An 18,894-nucleotide genomic window follows, 5' to 3' on the forward strand; every position below is an offset into this window, starting at 1 on the left:
TTTTAGGTTTATTTTTAATCAAGTTACGCATTAAAACGAGCATTGCATAAAACGCGTTGAGACGGTTGTCGTCGTACCCACGCAACGTAAAAATAGGTCAATATTTCACCCAATGTCTTAACCTTACCGACAACAGGCAGTAGACTGGTGAAATGCTTTTTTTGACCGATCTTCACTGTGGGCGCTTGCCTGCGGGCGTATCGATTCCGTTCCATCTCTTTTCTGTGAGCTATCTGGCCTATGACGTACCTCAAATTCTTGGGGATTGGGTTTATTTGTGTGCTGTTGCTGTCTTTTTGGCAAAGCTGGGCGCAGTCAACACGTAACGGCGAAACGTTTAGCGGGCAAAGTTGGTGGTCTGCCAAGCGCGATTCTTCAGGCTTAGCGCCGAATCCTGTGCAATTTCGCCAAACGGCGATCGTGCAGGTTTATGCTGCACCGACCTACGGCTGGCGCGGGCTGGTGGCCGTACATCCGTGGATCATTTTCAAGAAGGCGGGGGAAACGCAATATCGCCGCTATGAGGTGGTGAGCTGGGGGAGCGATAACGTTGTCCGCCTGAACCGTTCGGCGGCGGATGCGTATTGGTACGGGGCGATGCCGAAGCTGTTGGTGGAGCATCGTGGCGACAAGGCGCAAGCCATGATCCCGCAGATTGAGGCCGCGATCAAAAGTTATCCGTGGCCAAAGACTTACCACGCCTGGCCGGGGCCGAATAGCAATACGTTTCTCGCACACATTGGCCGCGAAGTACCGGCGCTCAAGCTGGATATGCCTGCTAACGCTATTGGTAAGGATTACCGCCCGATCACGCGTCCGGTTGGACTGTCGCCGTCGGGAAGCGGCGTGCAGATCTCGCTGTTAGGCGTTCTGGGTATCACGATGGGGGTTGAAGAGGGCATCGAAGCCAATATTCTGGGGCTGAACATGGGCGTGGATATGAACCCGCCAGCGCTGCGCTTGCCTTTTGTTGGCCGTCTCGGCTATGAGAAAACGGGTCGCGAAGAAGGCTAAGCGTAGCATCTCTTCCTTACGTTCCGCACTGTCGCAGGTGTGTCAGCAGATTGGCGACTTCGGGTTGCAGAATTGCGCCGGATTTCACGCCCAGCCAGAGCTGGCGTGAAGCCCACTCATCGGTGAGGTTGATGGCACGTAACCCGGTCCCCAGCACTTCCGGGCGAATCGCGCCTTCCGGCAAGACGCTGATACCCAGTCCCGCTTCTATCATCCGGCAAATACCGTCAAAGCTGCTGAGCTGCACCCGCAGGCGCAGCACTCTCCCTAGTTCATCCGACGCATCTCTCAGCTGTTTCAGCAGAGAGCTGCCGCTATTGAGGCCGACATAATCGTAGTGCAATGTGTCGTTAAAGCTCACTTCTGACCGTGCGGAAAGCGGATGTTGAGGAGGAACGAGAACAACCAGCTTGTCCCGACGATAAGGAATTTTCTCGACGCCCTGTGAGCCGACATTGTCCGCGAAGATGCCGATATCCGCTTCCCCCATCGCCAGCGCGGTCACCACGGTTTTACTGAGCTTTTCCTCCAGGTTAATACGGATGAGTGGGCGAGTCTGAAGGAATGACGCCAGATCCTGTGGAAGAAACTGAATAACCGCCGAGGTATTTGCCCACATATGCACGTGGCCGCGCACGCCAACGGCGTAGTCGTTCATTTCGCTCGCCATGCGCTCGACGTTGCTCAACACATTGCTTGCAAGATTCACCAATTCTTTGCCTGCTGGGGTTAACGCCAGACCGCGCGGCATGCGGACAAATAGCGCACAGTCCACGGTACGCTCCAGTTCGGCGATACGCTTGCTCAGGGCTGAAAGCGTGATGTGAAACTTCTCTGCGGCTTTCGTCAGGCTTCCCGTCTGGGCAACCTGCAAAAAGATGCGGAGCGACTGAAGGTCAAAATGCGCAGGATTAATCATGATGTATTGAGAGCCCTCAGCAGAACTGGAAACCAGCACAATAGCTGGCAGTTTGATTCCGCGCAGCATGTCGTCACATGGCTTATGTCAATCTATACGTTAACACAGCTGGAGGTTTTCCTGACAGGAAAGGGTCATGGACTATTCAGGGATTATCAAAAGACCGCGTTACTCCTAGGATGTGGGAAATATCATTAAGGATAGGGCTTATCAATGTCACTTATCGATCATATCGATCATCTTGTATTGACCTGTGTTGATCTTGCGGCGACCCGACATTTCTATGTTGATGTGTTGCAAATGCGGGAGGAAACGTTTGCAAACGGGCGCATTGCTTTTCATTTTGGTTATCAGAAAATCAATGTGCACCTGCGCGGAGCGGAGCATGAACCGAAAGCGCACCTGCCCGTCCCGGGAGCGCTCGATCTGTGTTTTATTGCATCGGTACCGCTAGAGCAGGTTATGGCGCATTTGGCGCACTGCCGTTGGCCAATTAGCGAAGGGCCGGTGATGCGAACCGGTGCAACGCAGCCAATCCGTTCTCTCTATCTGCGCGATCCCGATCTGAATTTGATCGAAATCGCGGAATATTTACCCTAAATACATTGTCTGCCTACCTGCCTGAAACGCAGTTCTCCAGATAGTCTTATGATATATAGGTCTGCATTTTCTATGTTTAGCTTAATGATGTTCAGCGATATGTTGTTGTGTTTGCTTTTGGGGATTGGGTTGGGGTTTTGCGGAGGTATGTTGGGGATCGGCGGTGGGCTTATTGCGATTCCTATTCTGGGTGTGCTCTTCGGGATGGATCAGCATATGGCACAGGGAACCGCGTTAGTGATGATTACGCCTAACGTGCTGATTGGTTTTCTACGCTATCGTCAACGTAACCGTATTGATACGCGAGTCGCGTTAACCCTGTGTGCTTTTGCTACGGGCTCTGCCTACCTTGCCGCTCACATTGCGTCATCGATTGATGTTCACCACCTCCAGCGCGCTTTCGCCACTTTCCTGCTGGTGCTGGCGACGTACTATATGTGGCAGTGGTATAACAAGAAGCGCAGCAAAAAGCCTGAGATTGTGTTGTCGCCCAAATATCTGCCGTTGATTGGCGTGGCGAGTGGGTTTATGTCCGGTATTTTTACCGTTGGCGGTGGTCTGGTGGTGGTGCCAGTGCTGGTGACACTGTTTGCCTTTGCGCAAACGCAGGCGCAGGGAATGGCGTTGATTCTGGTGGTGCCGGGCGCGCTGGCGGCGCTGCTTTCCTACTCGCAGGCAGGGAACGTTGACTGGAGTATTGGCGTACCATTGGCGTTGGGGGGCATTGTCAGCGTTTCCTGGGGCGTCGCGGTTGCTCACAAACTTCCGGTCGCTTATTTGCGCGGCGCGTTTTGTCTCATGCTGGTCGGCGTGGGTATCACGATGTTGGTGCTGAAATAATGGCGTAATCAAGGTGTTTTTTGCTGTGCGGTAAGTGAAAACGGAGTGTAATGCCCAGCGTGATAGTTAACGTTGGATCGGGGCGAAACGCATGCAGATGAAAAAATGGAGTACGTGGGTTGGCGTATGCGCGGTGGTCATCATGGCCGCGCTGTTTGCACTTTCTGGGCTATCTGATTTTGAGTTGGATAACGCCGATGTATCGACGCTCCATTTCTCGTCTGGGCAGAATGTTCTGTCGGGTTCTCTGATTGTGCCGCAAGGCGTTACGTCCCCACCCATTGTGCTGATTGTTCATGGTGACGGCCCGCAAGATCGCTTCTCCGACTCTGGCTATCTCCCCTTAATTAATCAGCTGATTGATGCGGGTATGGGTGTTTTCACCTGGGATAAACCCGGCATTGGGGAAAGTTCAGGTGAGTGGTTGGATCAATCCATGCAGGATCGTGCCGATGAAGTGGTGGCGGCGCTGAATGCTGTCAGAACACAACCGAGAATGGATCGGCGTAAAATCGGGTTCCTCGGTTTTTCTCAGGCTGGCTGGGTCATCCCTCTCGCCGCAAGCCAGTCTCAACCTGCCTTCTCCGTGATTGTGGGCGGCGCGCTCAATTGGAGAGAGCAGGGAGCCTATTATACTCGTCAGAAGCTCATGCGTGCTGGCGTGGCTGAAGCGGAGATTGAACGGCAGGTTAGCGTGGAATTAGCCGCCAACGATACCGTTTTCGGCCTGCCTGAACGCGCCGATCCTTCCCGGCGGCCGGATATCGAATCAAAGCGGTTTGCGTTCATCGCCCGTAATTATCTGGCGGATGCGACAAAAAGCCTTCTCACCATGCATGGCCCCGTGTTAGCCCTTTGGGGCAGCGACGATCTCAATGTTGATCCGCAGCAGAATGCGGGACGATATCGGCAACTCTTGATCGCTCGTCTTGATCGGCTGGTTGTGATAGTGCCGGCAGCGACGCATGGACTCCTGCGTGCGTCGTTGTTCAATGACCAACTGACGACTGCGTGGCCGCAGTGGAAAAGAGCGGCGTTCATCGTGTTGGGCAGGAAGGCCTATGCGCCTGAGGCTATTCATCAGATTACAGAGTGGATAACGGCGGAGCTTGGTAAAAACGCATCGCTTGAGTGAACGTATGTAAAGGAAGCCTGCATCATCGTTATCGCTCTTAATTCCTATTTATTCCTTTAAATAGAGAGGCATTCGGCCTAAAGTTTTCAGTGCTTCCTCCGTTGATAAGTAGGAAGTGATGCGGTTAGCGTGAATGGTTTTTCCGTTTCCAACCGCTGCTGGAACGGCCCGAGCGAAGCAGGGTCGGCGTCCCCTCTTAAGCCCAATCTGAATAAGGCGTGATGTATGAGTCTTGTGAGCTATCTAGGAAAGCAAACTCTCGGTGTACTGGCGGGTTATAAGCAGGATGGCGTGGTCATCCATATTTGTGGCGTTTATCCCAATGCGGATAACAGCCTGCGTGTTTTTTTCCCACACGGGCATGAGTTTGCCGTTGGCGATCTGGCAACGATCCACCTAGATAACCGCTCTGGGGTTGATGAATTTGATGCCAATATTCAGGTCTATCGTGCTTCTTATAAAGGGCGCGTTGTCGTTAGCGACGGGGATTGGGTTGTGCTGGAGCCGAGAGAGTGTCAGCTTTTGCACGGTTTCACGCCTGTGCTGGATATCCGCGAGCCGGGCTACCAGTTTCCACAAGACAACCGTCCGTCAACACCAGTACCGCTAACGCCGATGGTTGATTTTCCTCCAACGGAAAAGCAAGATTTCACTAATAAGGTCGGCGTGCTTATTACGATGGCGGAAGAGCAGCCACATACCACGGTACTGGCGTTCCTGTCCTCTGTGGATAACGATATCTTCCTGATCACGTTCCCCGAAACCTTTAAATCTCAGTTGCTCAAACGCAATCCACACTGCTTTTTTGCGATGGATGAGCGCAGCCATTATACCTTCGAGCGGGCAATTGAATGGAACTACACCCTTATTGAAGGAGAGGCGTTTATTATCGCGCATGACAATCCGCTCTATGAAAAAGTGCGCCATGAATTTGTTACCAAAAACCCGTGGGAAATCGCCTTTTTCACGCGTCCTGACGTCGAGGTTTACCATATTAAAAGCAAGCAGCTTGTATGCCCAGGGAATACACAAGCTCGCGGCTAAGTGATAAAAAATAAACGGGATAGTGCTATCCCGTTTATATGCAAGGCGTTGCTTGTATTGGCAGATAATTACCATACGGTCTGTTTTTTTCATTTTTTATTTCAGATAAAATGGCGTTGCTGTCTTTTAGCGGACGGCGCGTCCGTGCGACCGTATTGTGGGAATGAAACTGCATCGAGCTACTGGGTTTTTTCTTTCGGCTCCTGAGCCCATTCCACTTTACCTTTACCGGTATTTTTAGCCTGGTAAAGTGCGATATCGACACGTTTCATAAAGTGTTCGGTGGGTTCCTGCGGCTGTTTTTTACCCGCACCAATGCTGACAGAAAGGCGGTGCATATTCTTAATAATAATTTTGTTCGCATTTTTGAGCACTTCTCTTGCCAGCTTCTCTGCCCGCTCCTGCGTTCCGGCATACAGAATAATCGCGAACTCTTCGCCACCGATTCGGGTCGCGACCACCTCACTGTTATCGAAACGGGAAAGGATATGACCAAATTTGCTTAATACTTCGTCGCCTTTCATGTGTCCATATTTATCATTGATGACTTTGAAATTATCGATATCGATAATGAATAAATAAGGTGATTTCGCTTCGAGTTTTTTTAATTCATTAATAAAAAATCGACGATTAGGGAGCTGAGTGAGTTCATCGCTGAATGACTGCATTTTGGCTTCGATGTACTTATCGTTGATTTTATATATCAGGTTATGAACGCCAAATCCGACGCCAAACATACCAATAATTCTTAGCAAATCCTCAACATAATACCCAACCAGTCTGGGCTGATAGATAAACTCATCCATGAAGTCAAACGTGGCTGAACATATCCAGATGTACAGCCCGAGACGAATGGATAACGCAGAGGTATGGTTCAGTGATATCTTACTGGTACAGGACAGGATAAAAAAAAGAAAAACCAGCGCAATCAAGTCAGTATAAGAACCTGGGTTATGGTGCAATTGCTCATGAAAGTCGCGGTGTTTGAAGAATAAAAGGTTGAATATAATGACCGACGCAGATAATAGCAGGGCGAGTCTGACAGACGAGGAGGACTTTTTATTTCTATCAATAAAGTCGTGGTCATACTCTTTAAAATGCATTGCGGATCTCCTCTTGCATCACCTTTCAATCCTATCATGAAACCCATTGAATACATTTAGCATCGTAGTGCCGAGCGGTATACCCCAGAAAATGACGTAGGGCGGATTGATGTTGCAAAAGCAGACGCCCGATCGCTCAGGCGTCTTTACCGATTAGAAATCGGCTTTCAGTACCACGCGGTAGCGGGCTTTGCCGTCGCGTACGTGCTGGATGGCTTCGTTGATTTTTGACATCAGGAACAGTTCCGTCTGCGGCTTCACGTTGGCGCGCGAAGCGAGTTTCATCAGGGAACGCAGCTCATGTGGTGAACCGGTAGAAGAACCGGAAACGCTACGGTCGCCCGCGATAAGCGTGAAAGCTGGAACGCTAAATGGCTTCATCACTGCACCAACGGTATGGAATTTCCCGTTATAGGCGAGTGCATTGAAGTAGGGTTGCCATTCCAGATCGACGTTCACTGTGTTGATGATGAGATCGAACTGGCCTGCCAGTGCGGTCAATGCTTGCGGATCGCGGCTGTTGACGACCTTATCGGCACCCATTGCCAGCACTTCCTGCTCTTTGGCTGGGTTCGAGCTGAATGCCGTGACTTCACAGCCCATTGCGTGCAGGAGCTTAATCGCGATGTGACCCAGACCGCCGATGCCGATCACGCCGACGCGGCTGGTTGCGGTGACATGGTGCATTAACAGCGGTTTGAAAACGGTGATACCACCGCACAGCAACGGACCCGCCGATTCGATATCGATGGAATCTGGAAGCGGGATAGCCCACTGCCAGTTCGCACGGATCTTATCGGCAAAACCGCCTTTATTCAGGATGGTCGGGACGCTGCCTTGCTGGCAGTTGGTTTGGCTGCCGCTGATACAGGCATCGCAGTGCCCACAGCTACGTGCTGTCCAGCCAATACCGACGCGCTGACCAACCTTTAATCCTTTGTTCTTCGCCGTGTCGCCCAATGCGTGCACGCGGCCAATCACTTCATGCCCAGCAACCAGCGGATAGCTCGACATGCCCCATTCGTTATCGATCATTGAGAGATCGGAATGGCACACGCCGCAGTAATCCACCACAACTTCAACGTCTTCCGCCTGTAGTTCACCTGCATCAAACTCATACAACTCCAGCGCTGCACCTGCTTCCGGTGCGGCATAACTTTTTATCATCGTCATCACAATCTCCTCAGTATGGGTTTGATTAATGAGTCTAAAGGGTTATGGCGTTTTTCTCTATGTCACAACGTGCCTGTGGTTTTTCATTTTGTGTCGGCGTGGGGAAGGACGGGCAGCGCTTGCTTTACGTTACCCACTTACTTATGCTGCAAAGCGTAAGATCCTATCCCATTAGGGCTATTTCGTTTGCCATTTTGAACCTGGGCAGTGCTCGAAATCCTCACGTACTCCATGTACGCTCCGGTTTCTGCGCGCTGTCCGCGTCCAAACTGACTGCACCAATAACGCCTACTGGGATGGCTCTAAGTACATGACTCGGGGTGCCCTTCTTTGTGAAGGCTGAGAAATACCCGTACCACCTGATCTGGATAATGCCAGCGTAGGGAAGTCACGGTATGCCCACCGGTTGCCGCCTTCTTCCACGCCGGTTGGGAGACCTATGAACACGCGACCCACCGACTTTTCTGCCGCTCAGGCAGCAACCTCACTGACCCAATTCCGTTCCGCCTCGCCGCTGGTGCACTGTTTGACCAACGATGTGGTGCAATCTTTTACTGCTAATGTGCTGCTGGCGCTGAATGCGTCGCCTGCGATGGTGGTCGATCCCGAAGAAGCTGCGCAGTTCAGTGCGATAGCTGATGCGCTGCTGATTAACGTCGGAACGCTGGAGCGCTCGCGTGCCGAGGCGATGCGAACGGCAGTCAACAGCGCGCATCAAGCGGGGACGCCGTGGGTGCTCGATCCGGTTGCGGTCGATGGTTTAACTTTTCGGAGTGAGTTTTGCCGAGAACTGCTGGCGTGGAAGCCGGCGGCGATTCGCGGCAATGCGTCTGAAATTATGGCGTTGGCGGGCTTATCCGCACAGGGGAGAGGCGTGGATAGCGGCGATGATTCGCTGGCGGCATTCCCTGCTGCACGCGAATTGGCGCGGCAAGTGGGGACGATCGTTGCGGTCACCGGCGTGGTGGATTATGTCACGGACGGCGAGCGAAATATCTCGGTAAGCGGTGGCGATAGCATGATGACGCGCGTGGTTGGTACGGGCTGTGCGCTGTCGGCGGTCGTCGCGGGTTTCTGTTCTTTAGAGGGGGATCGTTTATCGCACGTGGCGGCAGCGTGCTATGTCATGGCGTTAGCAGGGCAGCAGGCGGCTTTGGTCTCGCAAGGTACGGGGAGTTTTATCCCCAACTTCCTCGACAGGCTCTATACCCTGCGCGCGGAGGATCTGGCATGAAACGTATCAATGCGTTGACGATTGCAGGCACCGATCCGAGCGGCGGTGCGGGTATTCAGGCGGATTTAAAAGCTTTTTCCGCGCTGGGCGCTTACGGCACCTCGGTCATTACCGCGCTGGTGGCGCAAAATACGCGCGGCGTGCAGTCCGTCTACCGGATTGAACCGGATTTTGTCGCGGCGCAGCTGGATTCCGTGCTGAGCGATGTACGTATCGACAGCACTAAGATTGGGATGCTGGCGCAGATCGATATTGTTGACGCGGTTGCTGAGCGCCTGCGCCATTACGCGGTGCCTTTCATTGTGCTGGACACCGTGATGCTGGCGAAAAGTGGCGATCCGCTACTTGCTCCGGAGGCGGTGGAATCGATCCGTCGTGAACTGCTGCCGCTGGTTTCCCTGATTACGCCCAACCTGCCGGAAGCCGCGGCGCTGCTGAATACCTTACCTGCCACTAACGAGCGGGAAATGCGTGAGCAGGGGGAAGCGCTGCTGGCGATGGGCTGTCAGGCGGTACTGATGAAAGGCGGACACCTCAGTGAAGCGGAAAGCCCAGACTGGCTGTTCAGCCGACAGGCCGAACCGCAGCGCTTTAGTTCCCCGCGCGTGAATACCCGTCATACGCATGGCACCGGCTGCACGCTGTCTGCCGCGCTGGCGGCGCTGCGACCGCGCCACGCTAGCTGGGGCGAAACGGTCTACGCCGCGAAGGATTATTTGCAGCAGGCATTACAACAGGCCGACACGCTGGAGGTCGGGCACGGCATCGGCCCCGTTCACCATTTCCATCGCTGGTGGTAAAGCCATAAGTAAATTGACTTGTACTTTGCGTGACAGTGCGCGAGCGTCCGGTTACTTTGCTGTGAAATCTTGGCGTTAATATGAAATAGGGTGTGGGGATAACATATGGCAGGTTCTGCTCGCAGCGCGATGGCTGCCAAGGCGCTTCAGACGATACTCAATATCGGCCTGCTGGTGCTGGCGACTATTCTGGTGATTTTTTTAGTCAAGGAAACGTTCCATCTGGCGAAGGTGCTGTTGATCTCCAACGAGAAAGATTCCTCCTATCAGCTGATAGAAGGCATTGTGATTTATTTCCTTTATTTTGAGTTCATTGCGCTGATCGTGAAGTATTTCCAGTCCGGCTATCACTTCCCGTTGCGCTATTTTATCTACATCGGCATCACGGCCATCATTCGCCTGATTATTGTCGATCACAAAAGCCCGTCGGATACGCTGGTGTATTCCGCGGCGATCCTGCTGCTGGTCGTGACGCTGTACCTAGCAAACAGTAATCGCCTGAAACGGGAATAGGAGAGACAGGAGTCGTCGAAGCGCACCGCTATTCCAGTAGCGAGCACTGAGGCGGTAGCCGACAGTGAATCGCGGCGGGAAGCACCTCGATGCGGAAGCGTTTGGCGGTGAGCGGCTCGCCATCCAGGTTAAACGTCATATCGTCTGGCGCGGTAATCTCCAGCCAAGGTAGGGTAGCGGAAATCATGTTCCGATTTTCGCTGCCGGTAAACCAGGCCTGAAGCATATTGGGCAGCAGCTCCGTTGCCGATAGTACGCTGAGTTCCAGTTGCCCATCGTTAATCAGCGCTTCTGGGCAAAGTTCCTGTCCGCCGCCCGCCTGACGACCGTTACCCACCGCGATGACCAGCGTATCGCCTTCCCAGTGAAAATCCGGCCCGCGAATCTCACAGCGCTCGGCTTGCAGCATGTCCATGCGAAAGAGCGCGTGCAGCACGTAAGACGCACTTCCCAGCGCGGCCTTCATCTTGGCCGGTGTCTCGGTGGTAATGCGCGTGGCGAAGCCGCCCGTCGCCATATTGATAAAATAGTGGCTGCCGTTCACGTTGGCGACATCAATGGCGGTGGCGCGGCCTTTGATCGCCAGCGTCAGCGCGTTGTGCATCTCCATCGGAATCTGACAACTGGTGGCGAAATCGTTGGCCGTACCCAACGGGACAATCCCCAGACACGGGCGCACCGCTTCCGGCTGCACCGCTAACGCGGCGGCGACTTCATTGACGGTGCCGTCGCCGCCGGCGGCGATTACGTTATCCGCGTTGAGCTGGATCGCCTCTTCTACATAGCGTTTAGCATCGCCGTATTCCCATGTCACGCGGACATGCAGCGTATAGCCGTCCTTTCGCAGCTCATCAATGGCCTCGCGGAGTGCTTCATTGCCCGCACTCTTCCCGTTCAGAATCAGCAGTGTGATTGGATTTTTTTCCATGTCTTATTTCTCTGGCTACGATGTTGTTGTTAATTCAGTGGCCGTTAATTCAGAAATAGCGCAGTGAATACAAACGAGTTGCAGTTAATCATAGTCACTAAATCGACAGGGAGGCATCAGAAGAATCGGTGAATGTGTGGAGGGAAATTGTCTAAGCAGCCAATTTTTTCTTTCTTACAGGTATGATTTAAGAAAGCCAAACTGGGCGTAAAATGCCCGTTCCCCAGTCTGGCTGATTTTATACGTTATGAGAACCGGCGGGTGATCCCTGCTACGCGTTCGCCAAATTTCAACGCAGTGTTCAGATCTCCCTCAGGGATTTTGTCTGCACCAGCATCGGAAGGGGACTGAACGAGTAGCCCGACGGAGCCACCCAGGTTGTTAATGTCATCACGCGTTGATGCAACAGTGTTGTTTGGCAAAAAGCCTAAACTGACCCAGAGTCCACCATGCTGTGACGCGAGCGTCTGAAGAAACTGCAACGTCACTTGTTTGTCTCCATTCAGGCTGGCGCTGTTCGTGAACCCAGCGAATACTTTGTCCTGCCAGCCACATTGCGCCCATACTTTTGATGAAGCATCGGCGAATTTTTTGAATTGCCATGGCACGCCACCCATATACGTTGGTGCGCCAAAGATGATTGCGTTAGCATCATTTAACTGTTGCCATTCGCTTTCCTGAATGTTGCCATTGTCATCAATCGCAATCAGGCTTGCACCAGCACCTTCCGCCACTTTCTCTGCGACAAGTTTGGTATGGCCATATCCAGAATAATAGATAACTACTGTGCTCATTGTGTTTCTCCGTTGTGCCTCTGATTAGCAATGTTCAAACCGGTTCAGTATTGGTTTGTCAGTCACTCGATGTATTTACCTGAGTCAACACTCAGTCAGTTCTATTTAAAGCCACGATGCTTTCTTGTTTTCATTCATCTGCGGGATGCTGGAATCTTTGTTTCAGTCGGTTTATTTCGCATATAAAAAGTCATGCTAATCAGTAATATCATGGTCAGAGCAACCACGGCATGTAACGTTGTGATGACGCCAGCGGAGAACGCAATTTTCCCTGCGCTAATCACTTGTTCAGCCTGAGCAGAGAGTAGTTTCGTGGCAACAAGAATTGTCTGGTCGAGGCTATCCCAAGCCACAGAGGGCAGTTGAATATTGTCCGGCGGATTAAATGTTCTGGTATAAAAAGATGCAATAATGCTCCCCATTACGGCAACACCAAGTGTCCCACCCAGTTCATAGGAAATGCCTTCCAGCGATCCTGCCATACCGGCTTTGTCTTCTGGGGCACTTATCATGATCGCGGTCGAAGACACCGACATCATCCCACCTAACCCGAACCCGGTAAGCCCGAGCACAATGGTTTGTAGTAACAGAGTATTTTGTTCAGGCAGAAAGGTAAAAAGAGCCAAGCCAGATGCCGCAAGGAACAGCGTAAGAGCTAACATACGCTCGATACCAATACGGAACAGAAATGCCCCGAATAATGGGCCAGCCACCAATGCCCCCGCCGCGATGGGGAGGATAAATAACCCAGCTTCCAAGGGCGTGAAAGCACGGACAAGCTGGCGCTCCTGGCTAAGGACAAATTGCAGGCCAATCACGATAAAGCTGGCAAAAAATGCCCCTGCTGTGCCAAGAGCAAACCTCGTGTTACCAAAAAGACTGAAATCAATAATGGGTGACCGGAGCGTCTTTTGCCGCAGGATGAATCCCCAGGAGAATGCGATCCCCATAAGGAGCGCGATAATGACCTCATTCCAATGGATTTCGGCTTTCAGTAAACCTTTTAGTGCGTAGAGCAACGCGATTAATGCCACCGTCAGCAGCGCTGATGTCAGAGCATCCCAATAGCGTTCTGGATTGCCCGATATCGGCGGGATTTTGATGAATGTAAAGAATAGCGTTAGCAAAACGATCGGCACATTGATCAGGAACACCGCTCCCCACCAGAAATGTTCGAGCAGAACACCGCCTAATATGGGGCCTAACGCTGAGGCACCCGCCGAGACGGAGCCCCAAACACCAATGGCGATGGCACGCTCATGGTCATGGGTGAAAACGACGCGAATAATAGAAATGGTTGCAGGGAGCATGATGGCCGCCCCTACTGCGAGGAGCCCCCTTGCAACAATCAGTAATTCAGCCGTGGGAGAAAATGCCGCCATTGATGATGCAGCGCCGAAAACAACCAGACCCGCCACAAACATTTTCCTGTGGCCTATTCTATCGGACAGCGTGCCACATCCAGGCAGTAAGCCAGCCATAACCAATGAGTAAGCGTTAACCATCCACAGTTTTTCTGACGTCGTTGCGTCAAGTTCGTGGGCAAGGACAGGAAGTGCGACATTCAGCACCGTCATATCAATGCCAACAAGGACGAGGCCCGCAGAGACAATAGCAAGCACCATCCAAGGGTTTTTTTCAGCAATCACTTAGGGGCTCTCGTCATATCAATAAGGTGGTTCATGAATGCATCTATATTTTGGGGCGTAACGCCAAACATGTGGCCGAGCCAGATACCATCAGCAGCAAATCGGGCATTTTCGAGTTGTAACTCGGTTTCACCGTATCTTTGTAATAAATCGTTTAACCACTTACCCCATATCATCCGCAACTCAGGTACTGAAAGCGTGGTAATCCATAGTGGTCCGTAGTCGGAGTCAGCCCCAGTTTCAAATACGAGCTGTACATAAGCTCGCGTAAATCGACCATAAGGATCAGGGTCTGACGACATTCTTGTTATTAAATCGTGTTTGAACTCCTGCAAGAGGTGCTCGAAGACAGCGCTTACCAGAGCATGTTTATTAGTGAAATGATGGAAGAGGCCGCCTTTCGTCACGCCGGCATCCAAAGCAACAGCCTCAAGGCTGACAGCGCCAAACCCCTTCTCAAGCGCGAGTTTCTTCGCACTTTCTATCAGGTTCAAGCGGACCTTTTCAGGATCTTTTTTTCTACGGTGAGCATTCGTCATGAAAGAAACATACCAGTCGGTTTGTTTTTATTCAAGCGTGTCGCTTAGAAGTTATTACATTATTCAGGACGTGGCTCGTATAGGGAAATATTAAGATTTGAGCCATATTTGGAAAGCTGAAATGACGGACCGTCGCTTACTATCTGAAACTATTTAACTTTATACGCGTAATACTTCAAGTTGCATGTGCGTTGGATACGTTCAAATCTACTCCTAGTCGATTTGTCGTCCGAATCACTTACTTATGTAAGTTCATCGGGATGAAAGGTAGAGGACTGCCATCTCCACGTCGCTTCCGCCCATCATCGTCAGAAGACTCGCCCGTTAACACGTATAAAAAGAAAAGCCAGCTCAAGGGAGATTGAGCTGGCCAAGGAGGTGGTTCCTAGTAGTATCACTACGCTTATTTTTCGTTCTATGTTTTCTCAGCGACGCAATACTAACCACAAGACCAGCGAATTGATGTGATCTGTTTCTAATATTCGTCAAAAACCCCGAGCTTTGTAACGATACCCTTGAACTCTGATGTACTGAATCGCGGTTGATCACCGTCGATAATAGCGAGCCTACGAGAAGGAAGACATTGCGTTGTTGGAGACATTGCCGGATGTATGGGACATCCGGCGATATGATGCGCTTATTCCGCGTTAGGGTTGCGCGTGGTGGTGCCCGGTAGATTGCGCAGCAAGAGCGCATAGTCTAGCGAGATATCGTCCGGCACGGGCAGATAAACGATATGACCGTTACCCGGCGCCACATCAGCAGGTTGCCCTTTGGCATTCTGCATGGAGTCGATGGTGAATTGAATATTGCCGTTTGGCGTCATCATCTCCACGCTGTCGCCGCAGGAAAACTTGTTCTTCACCTCGACTTCTGCCAGCCCATCGCGACGCACGCCGGTGAATTCACCGACAAACTGCTGACGATCGGAGACAGAATAGCCGTAATCGTAGTTTTGGTAATCTTCATGCACGTGACGACGCAGGAAGCCTTCGGTGTAGCCACGGTGTGCCAGGCCTTCCAGCGTTTCCAGCAAGGTTGGGTCGAACGGTTTACCTGCCACGGCATCGTCGATGGCGCGGCGATAAACCTGTGCGGTACGGGCACAGTAATAGAATGACTTGGTGCGGCCTTCGATTTTCAGCGAGTGCACTTGCATTTGTGTCAGGCGTTCAACGTGCTGGATCGCACGCAGATCGCGGGAGTTCATGATGTAGGTGCCGTGTTCGTCTTCAAAGGCGCTCATGTACTCGCCGGGGCGCATGCTTTCTTCCAGCATAAAGACTTTGTCGGTCGGTTCGCCAATGCCCAGTGCAGGCTCAACGTTTTTCACCGCAATAGGTTCGTGCTGATGGACGATATTTCCGACTTCGTCCTCTTTGCCTTCCTGAACCTTATATTCCCAGCGGCAGGCATTGGTACAGGTGCCCTGATTCGGATCGCGTTTGTTGATGTAACCGGACAGCAGGCAGCGGCCAGAGTAGGCCATGCACAGTGCGCCGTGAACGAAGATCTCCAGTTCCATATCCGGCACGTTCTGGCGGATCTCTGCAATCTCTTCCAGCGACAGTTCGCGGGACAGAATGACACGCGTCAGCCCCATCTGCTGCCAGAATTTCACCGTCGCCCAGTTGACCGCATTGGCCTGAACGGAAAGGTGAATATCCATCTGTGGGAAGTTTTCCCGTACCAGCATGATCAAACCCGGATCGGACATGATCAACGCATCCGGCCCCATTTCGATCACAGGTTGCAGGTCACGCAGGAAGGTTTTCAGTTTGGCATTGTGCGGCGCGATGTTAACAACGACGTAGAATTTTTTGCCCAGTTCATGCGCTTCGTTAATGGCTTGCGCCAGCGTCTGATGGTTGAATTCGTTATTGCGCACGCGCAGGCTGTAGCGGGGTTGACCGGCATAAATCGCGTCCGCGCCATAGGCAAAGGCGTAGCGCATATTTTTCAGCGTACCGGCCGGAGAAAGCAGTTCCGGTTTAAACATGGTATCTCTCGATTCTGATCACAAGTCAGGCTGCTCCGCGGCGGGAACAGTAAAGGCGGAGGATTCTAGCGTTAATAGGGGGAAATTGCAGTAGACGACATACGAAAAGTGGGGCCTTTGTTTGACATACATCAATCGTTTGAAGCAAATCAATTTTTTGGCCTAAATAAAGCATGGCCTGCCATTAATCGAGCAGGCCGGATAAAACAGGATTAATGCGTGGCGATACGGGATTTTCCAAACGTTTCGCGATTGTGGGGCTGAGACAAATCAAGCAATGGGCCAACCGGCACGATCCGCGTCGGGTTCAGCCAGGCAATACCGTAATAGCCCGTTTTGATGTGATCGAGATTGACCGTCTCTGCGATACCCGGCCACTGATACAGTTCGCGCAGGTAGTTCGATAGATTTGGGTAGTCGGCAATGCGCTTCAGGTTACATTTGAACGCACCGTGGTAGGCCACGTCAAAACGCACCAGCGTCACGAATAGACGCCAGTCGGCCTCGGTCAGCGTGTCGCCGAGCATATAACGATGATTGCCCAAATGTTCGTCCAACTCGTCCAACGTGGCGAAGAGTGTGGTGACGGCATCGTTATAGTGTTCCTGTGTTTTGGCGAAACCGGTCTTATACACGCCGTTATTGACGTTGTGATACACGGTTTCGTTCCAGCGGTCGATCTCTGTGCGCAGTTCTGACGGATAGAAATCGAGGTGGTTATCGGTCAGGCCATTAAATTCGCTGTTCAGCATACGGATGATATCTGCCGATTCGTTATTCACGATGCGGCCTTCCACTCGATCCCACAGTACAGGGACTGATACCTTTCCGGTGTAGTCGGGCACGCAGGCGGTATACAACTGGTGCAGATAGTGAATTTCTCCCACATGCTCACCCGCATCCTGAGGCGTGGTAAATTCCCAACCATTATCGGCGATGCGTGGGTAGGCGACCGAAAGCGAGATGATGTTCTCCAGCCCTTTCAGCTTGCGGAAAATTAGCGTACGTGACGCCCACGGGCAGAGATAGGAAACAAAGAGCTGGTAACGCCCCGCTTCTGGCACCAGCTCGGTTTGCCGAAATTTGGTTTCTTCACGGTGGAATGCGCCGTTTTTGATCTCTTCCGCCGCGACATCGCCGTTAACCCATTTGCCATTCACTAAACCTGACATATGCTTTTCCCTTATCTGTGCTGTTGCAGGTGACCCATGTCCCGCACGGTGTGCAGGGTGATACTCGTTATTATTGTAGGCTTAAAAGAGTAACAGCCTTGGGAAAAGAGAAAATGACAAAATTTTCATTAAGTCAGACAGTATTTTTGACCAGCATGGGAATGAGATGGCTAACGTTTAGCCGCCAGCAGACCGTACAGCGCGGAATCTGACACCTCGCCGTCCACAATCCAACGCTGCTTTAACAGCCCTTCCTGTGTGAAGCCTAACCGTTCCAGCGAGCGAGCTGACGCCAGATTGCGAGGATCGATTTCGGCTTCCAGTCGGCTTAGCCCCACCGTTCCAAAGGCAAAATCCCGCAGGGCAGAGAGCGCTTCCGCCATATAACCTTTCCCTTGCGCACTCGCCGCCATACAGTAGCCGATCTCGGCGCGCTTAGACTCAATCTCAAGGTTGAACAGCACGCAGGTGCCGATCAGTTCACCGCACTCTTTAACTTCCAGACCCAGCTTCATGTATTGCCCTGCGCACAGCGCGCTCCAATCTTCGTCAATCGCATCATGCGCCTGTTCGATGTGCTGCCAGGGCGGATGATTCCAGAAACGCATCACGACGGGATCGGACATAAAAACGAACAGTGCAGACGCATCATCACGATAGAGTGGGCGCAGCAGCAGGCGAGGTGTCTCGATTTTGGTGGTTTCGGAAAATAGCCTGGTCATTATCGCGAAAGCCTCTTCTGTGTGGTACGGATTCGTATGGAATGGAAGACGGTTACGCTGACTGATGGCAGGCTTGCAGTGCCGCAATATCACCCGCGGCGATGATGTCCAGATGACGGGTGATTTTTTCTATCGGCCAGTCCCACCAGCACAGCGCTTCCAGCGTATTGATGACGTCTGGCGTAAAACGGGTTTTAAGGGGGTTTGCCGGATTGCCGCCGACGATCGTATAAGCGGGCACATCGGCGGTGACCACGGCGCGTGACGCAATGATGGCACCATTTCCGATGCGGATGCCGGGCATGATCAGCGCATCATAGCCAATCCAGACATCGTTGCCGATATGCGTGTCACCTTTATAAGGCAGTTCCTCTGGCTTCGGCGTCACTTTTTCCCAGCCGTTGCCAAAAATCTGGAAGGGATACGTCGACAGGCCGGAAAGCCGATGATTTGCGCCGTTCATGATAAATTTTGCCCCGCGCGCGATGGCGCAAAACTTACCGATGATTAATTTATCGCCGAGAAACGGATAGTGGTAGAGCACATTTCGCTCGAAGTTTTCCGCGCCGTCGGGATCGTCATAATAGGTGTAGTCGCCAATTTCAATATTCGGGTTGGTGACAATATTCTTGATGAAACACACTTGCGGGAAACCGGCCATGGGGTAGCGGTTATCCGGATCGGGTCCGTTCAATAGGGTCTCCATAACATCATAA

General features: G+C 52.1%; 19 protein-coding genes and 1 riboswitch. Of the genes, 8 read left to right on the forward strand and 11 right to left on the reverse strand.

Going from position 1 to position 18,894, the window contains the following annotated elements:
- The first annotated feature begins 240 nt into the window (after positions 1-240).
- Positions 241-1,014, forward strand: a complete 774-nt coding sequence (locus H0247_RS06350) for a DUF3750 domain-containing protein (protein WP_180741788.1) — start codon at positions 241-243, stop codon at positions 1,012-1,014.
- A gap of 16 nt (positions 1,015-1,030) precedes the next feature.
- Here the strand turns inward: H0247_RS06350 and H0247_RS06355 are convergent, their stop codons facing one another.
- A complete protein-coding gene (locus H0247_RS06355; protein ID WP_255433886.1) occupies positions 1,031-2,002 on the reverse strand; it encodes a LysR family transcriptional regulator in 972 nt (323 codons plus the stop codon).
- 144 nt (positions 2,003-2,146) lie between these two features.
- Here H0247_RS06355 and H0247_RS06360 point away from each other — a divergent pair, with 144 nt between their 5' ends.
- The 4 genes from H0247_RS06360 to H0247_RS06375 all read left to right on the forward strand — a co-directional run bounded on the left by H0247_RS06360 (position 2,147) and on the right by H0247_RS06375 (position 5,552).
- Positions 2,147-2,533: a VOC family protein gene (locus tag H0247_RS06360; protein ID WP_180741789.1), complete on the forward strand. Its 387-nt coding sequence runs from the start codon at positions 2,147-2,149 to the stop codon at positions 2,531-2,533.
- 72 nt (positions 2,534-2,605) lie between these two features.
- Positions 2,606-3,373, forward strand: coding sequence for a sulfite exporter TauE/SafE family protein (locus H0247_RS06365; RefSeq protein ID WP_180741790.1), 768 nt, complete (start codon positions 2,606-2,608; stop codon positions 3,371-3,373).
- Positions 3,374-3,464: 91 nt separating this feature from the next.
- Positions 3,465-4,508: a S9 family peptidase gene (locus H0247_RS06370; RefSeq protein WP_255433887.1), complete on the forward strand. Its 1,044-nt coding sequence runs from the start codon at positions 3,465-3,467 to the stop codon at positions 4,506-4,508.
- 225 nt (positions 4,509-4,733) lie between these two features.
- Positions 4,734-5,552 carry a hypothetical protein gene (locus H0247_RS06375; protein WP_180741791.1) on the forward strand — a complete coding sequence of 273 codons (819 nt, stop codon included), beginning with the start codon at positions 4,734-4,736 and terminating at the stop codon, positions 5,550-5,552.
- A gap of 179 nt (positions 5,553-5,731) precedes the next feature.
- Here the strand turns inward: H0247_RS06375 and H0247_RS06380 are convergent, their stop codons facing one another.
- A complete protein-coding gene (locus tag H0247_RS06380; protein ID WP_180741792.1) occupies positions 5,732-6,655 on the reverse strand; it encodes a GGDEF domain-containing protein in 924 nt (307 codons plus the stop codon).
- A 153-nt stretch (positions 6,656-6,808) separates the two neighbouring features.
- Complete coding sequence (locus tag H0247_RS06385) at positions 6,809-7,828, reverse strand: NAD(P)-dependent alcohol dehydrogenase (RefSeq protein ID WP_180741793.1); 1,020 nt, start codon at positions 7,826-7,828, stop codon at positions 6,809-6,811.
- 306 nt (positions 7,829-8,134) lie between these two features.
- Positions 8,135-8,231: riboswitch (TPP riboswitch) on the forward strand.
- Between the two features lie 36 nt (positions 8,232-8,267).
- On the opposite strand from H0247_RS06385, the gene thiM reads away from it, so the two are divergent.
- The 3 genes from thiM (at position 8,268) to psiE (ending at position 10,375) form a co-directional block, all read left to right on the forward strand.
- The gene (gene thiM, locus H0247_RS06390; RefSeq protein WP_180741794.1) at positions 8,268-9,062 is read left to right on the forward strand and encodes a hydroxyethylthiazole kinase; all 795 of its coding nucleotides are present in this window, start codon (positions 8,268-8,270) and stop codon (positions 9,060-9,062) included.
- Positions 9,059-9,862 carry a bifunctional hydroxymethylpyrimidine kinase/phosphomethylpyrimidine kinase gene (gene thiD / locus H0247_RS06395; RefSeq protein WP_180741795.1) on the forward strand — a complete coding sequence of 268 codons (804 nt, stop codon included), beginning with the start codon at positions 9,059-9,061 and terminating at the stop codon, positions 9,860-9,862. The genes thiM and thiD overlap by 4 nt, the downstream gene beginning before the upstream one ends.
- A 105-nt stretch (positions 9,863-9,967) precedes the next feature.
- Positions 9,968-10,375 carry a phosphate-starvation-inducible protein PsiE gene (gene psiE / locus H0247_RS06400; RefSeq protein ID WP_039486479.1) on the forward strand — a complete coding sequence of 136 codons (408 nt, stop codon included), beginning with the start codon at positions 9,968-9,970 and terminating at the stop codon, positions 10,373-10,375.
- A 28-nt stretch (positions 10,376-10,403) separates the two neighbouring features.
- On the opposite strand, the gene yegS is transcribed toward psiE, so the two are convergent.
- From yegS to H0247_RS06440, 8 genes are all read right to left on the reverse strand, one after another.
- A complete protein-coding gene (gene yegS / locus H0247_RS06405; RefSeq protein ID WP_180741796.1) occupies positions 10,404-11,303 on the reverse strand; it encodes a lipid kinase YegS in 900 nt (299 codons plus the stop codon).
- Positions 11,304-11,548: 245 nt separating this feature from the next.
- A complete protein-coding gene (locus H0247_RS06410; protein WP_180741797.1) occupies positions 11,549-12,097 on the reverse strand; it encodes a flavodoxin family protein in 549 nt (182 codons plus the stop codon).
- Between the two features lie 134 nt (positions 12,098-12,231).
- Entirely contained in the window at positions 12,232-13,746 is a 1,515-nt protein-coding gene (locus H0247_RS06415; protein WP_180741798.1) for an MFS transporter, read from the reverse strand.
- Positions 13,743-14,285, reverse strand: coding sequence for a TetR/AcrR family transcriptional regulator (locus tag H0247_RS06420; protein ID WP_180741799.1), 543 nt, complete (start codon positions 14,283-14,285; stop codon positions 13,743-13,745). The genes H0247_RS06415 and H0247_RS06420 overlap by 4 nt, the downstream gene beginning before the upstream one ends.
- Before the next feature lie 637 nt (positions 14,286-14,922).
- A complete protein-coding gene (gene yegQ / locus H0247_RS06425; protein ID WP_180741800.1) occupies positions 14,923-16,284 on the reverse strand; it encodes a tRNA 5-hydroxyuridine modification protein YegQ in 1,362 nt (453 codons plus the stop codon).
- A 212-nt stretch (positions 16,285-16,496) separates the two neighbouring features.
- Positions 16,497-17,456: a glutathione S-transferase family protein gene (locus H0247_RS06430; RefSeq protein WP_180741801.1), complete on the reverse strand. Its 960-nt coding sequence runs from the start codon at positions 17,454-17,456 to the stop codon at positions 16,497-16,499.
- A gap of 170 nt (positions 17,457-17,626) precedes the next feature.
- Entirely contained in the window at positions 17,627-18,178 is a 552-nt protein-coding gene (locus H0247_RS06435; protein ID WP_180741802.1) for a GNAT family N-acetyltransferase, read from the reverse strand.
- A 52-nt stretch (positions 18,179-18,230) separates the two neighbouring features.
- Positions 18,231-18,884: a Vat family streptogramin A O-acetyltransferase gene (locus H0247_RS06440; protein ID WP_180741803.1), complete on the reverse strand. Its 654-nt coding sequence runs from the start codon at positions 18,882-18,884 to the stop codon at positions 18,231-18,233.
- Positions 18,885-18,894 lie beyond the last annotated feature (10 nt).

The organism is Pectobacterium sp. CFBP8739 (assembly GCF_013449375.1).
GTDB lineage: Bacteria > Pseudomonadota > Gammaproteobacteria > Enterobacterales > Enterobacteriaceae > Pectobacterium.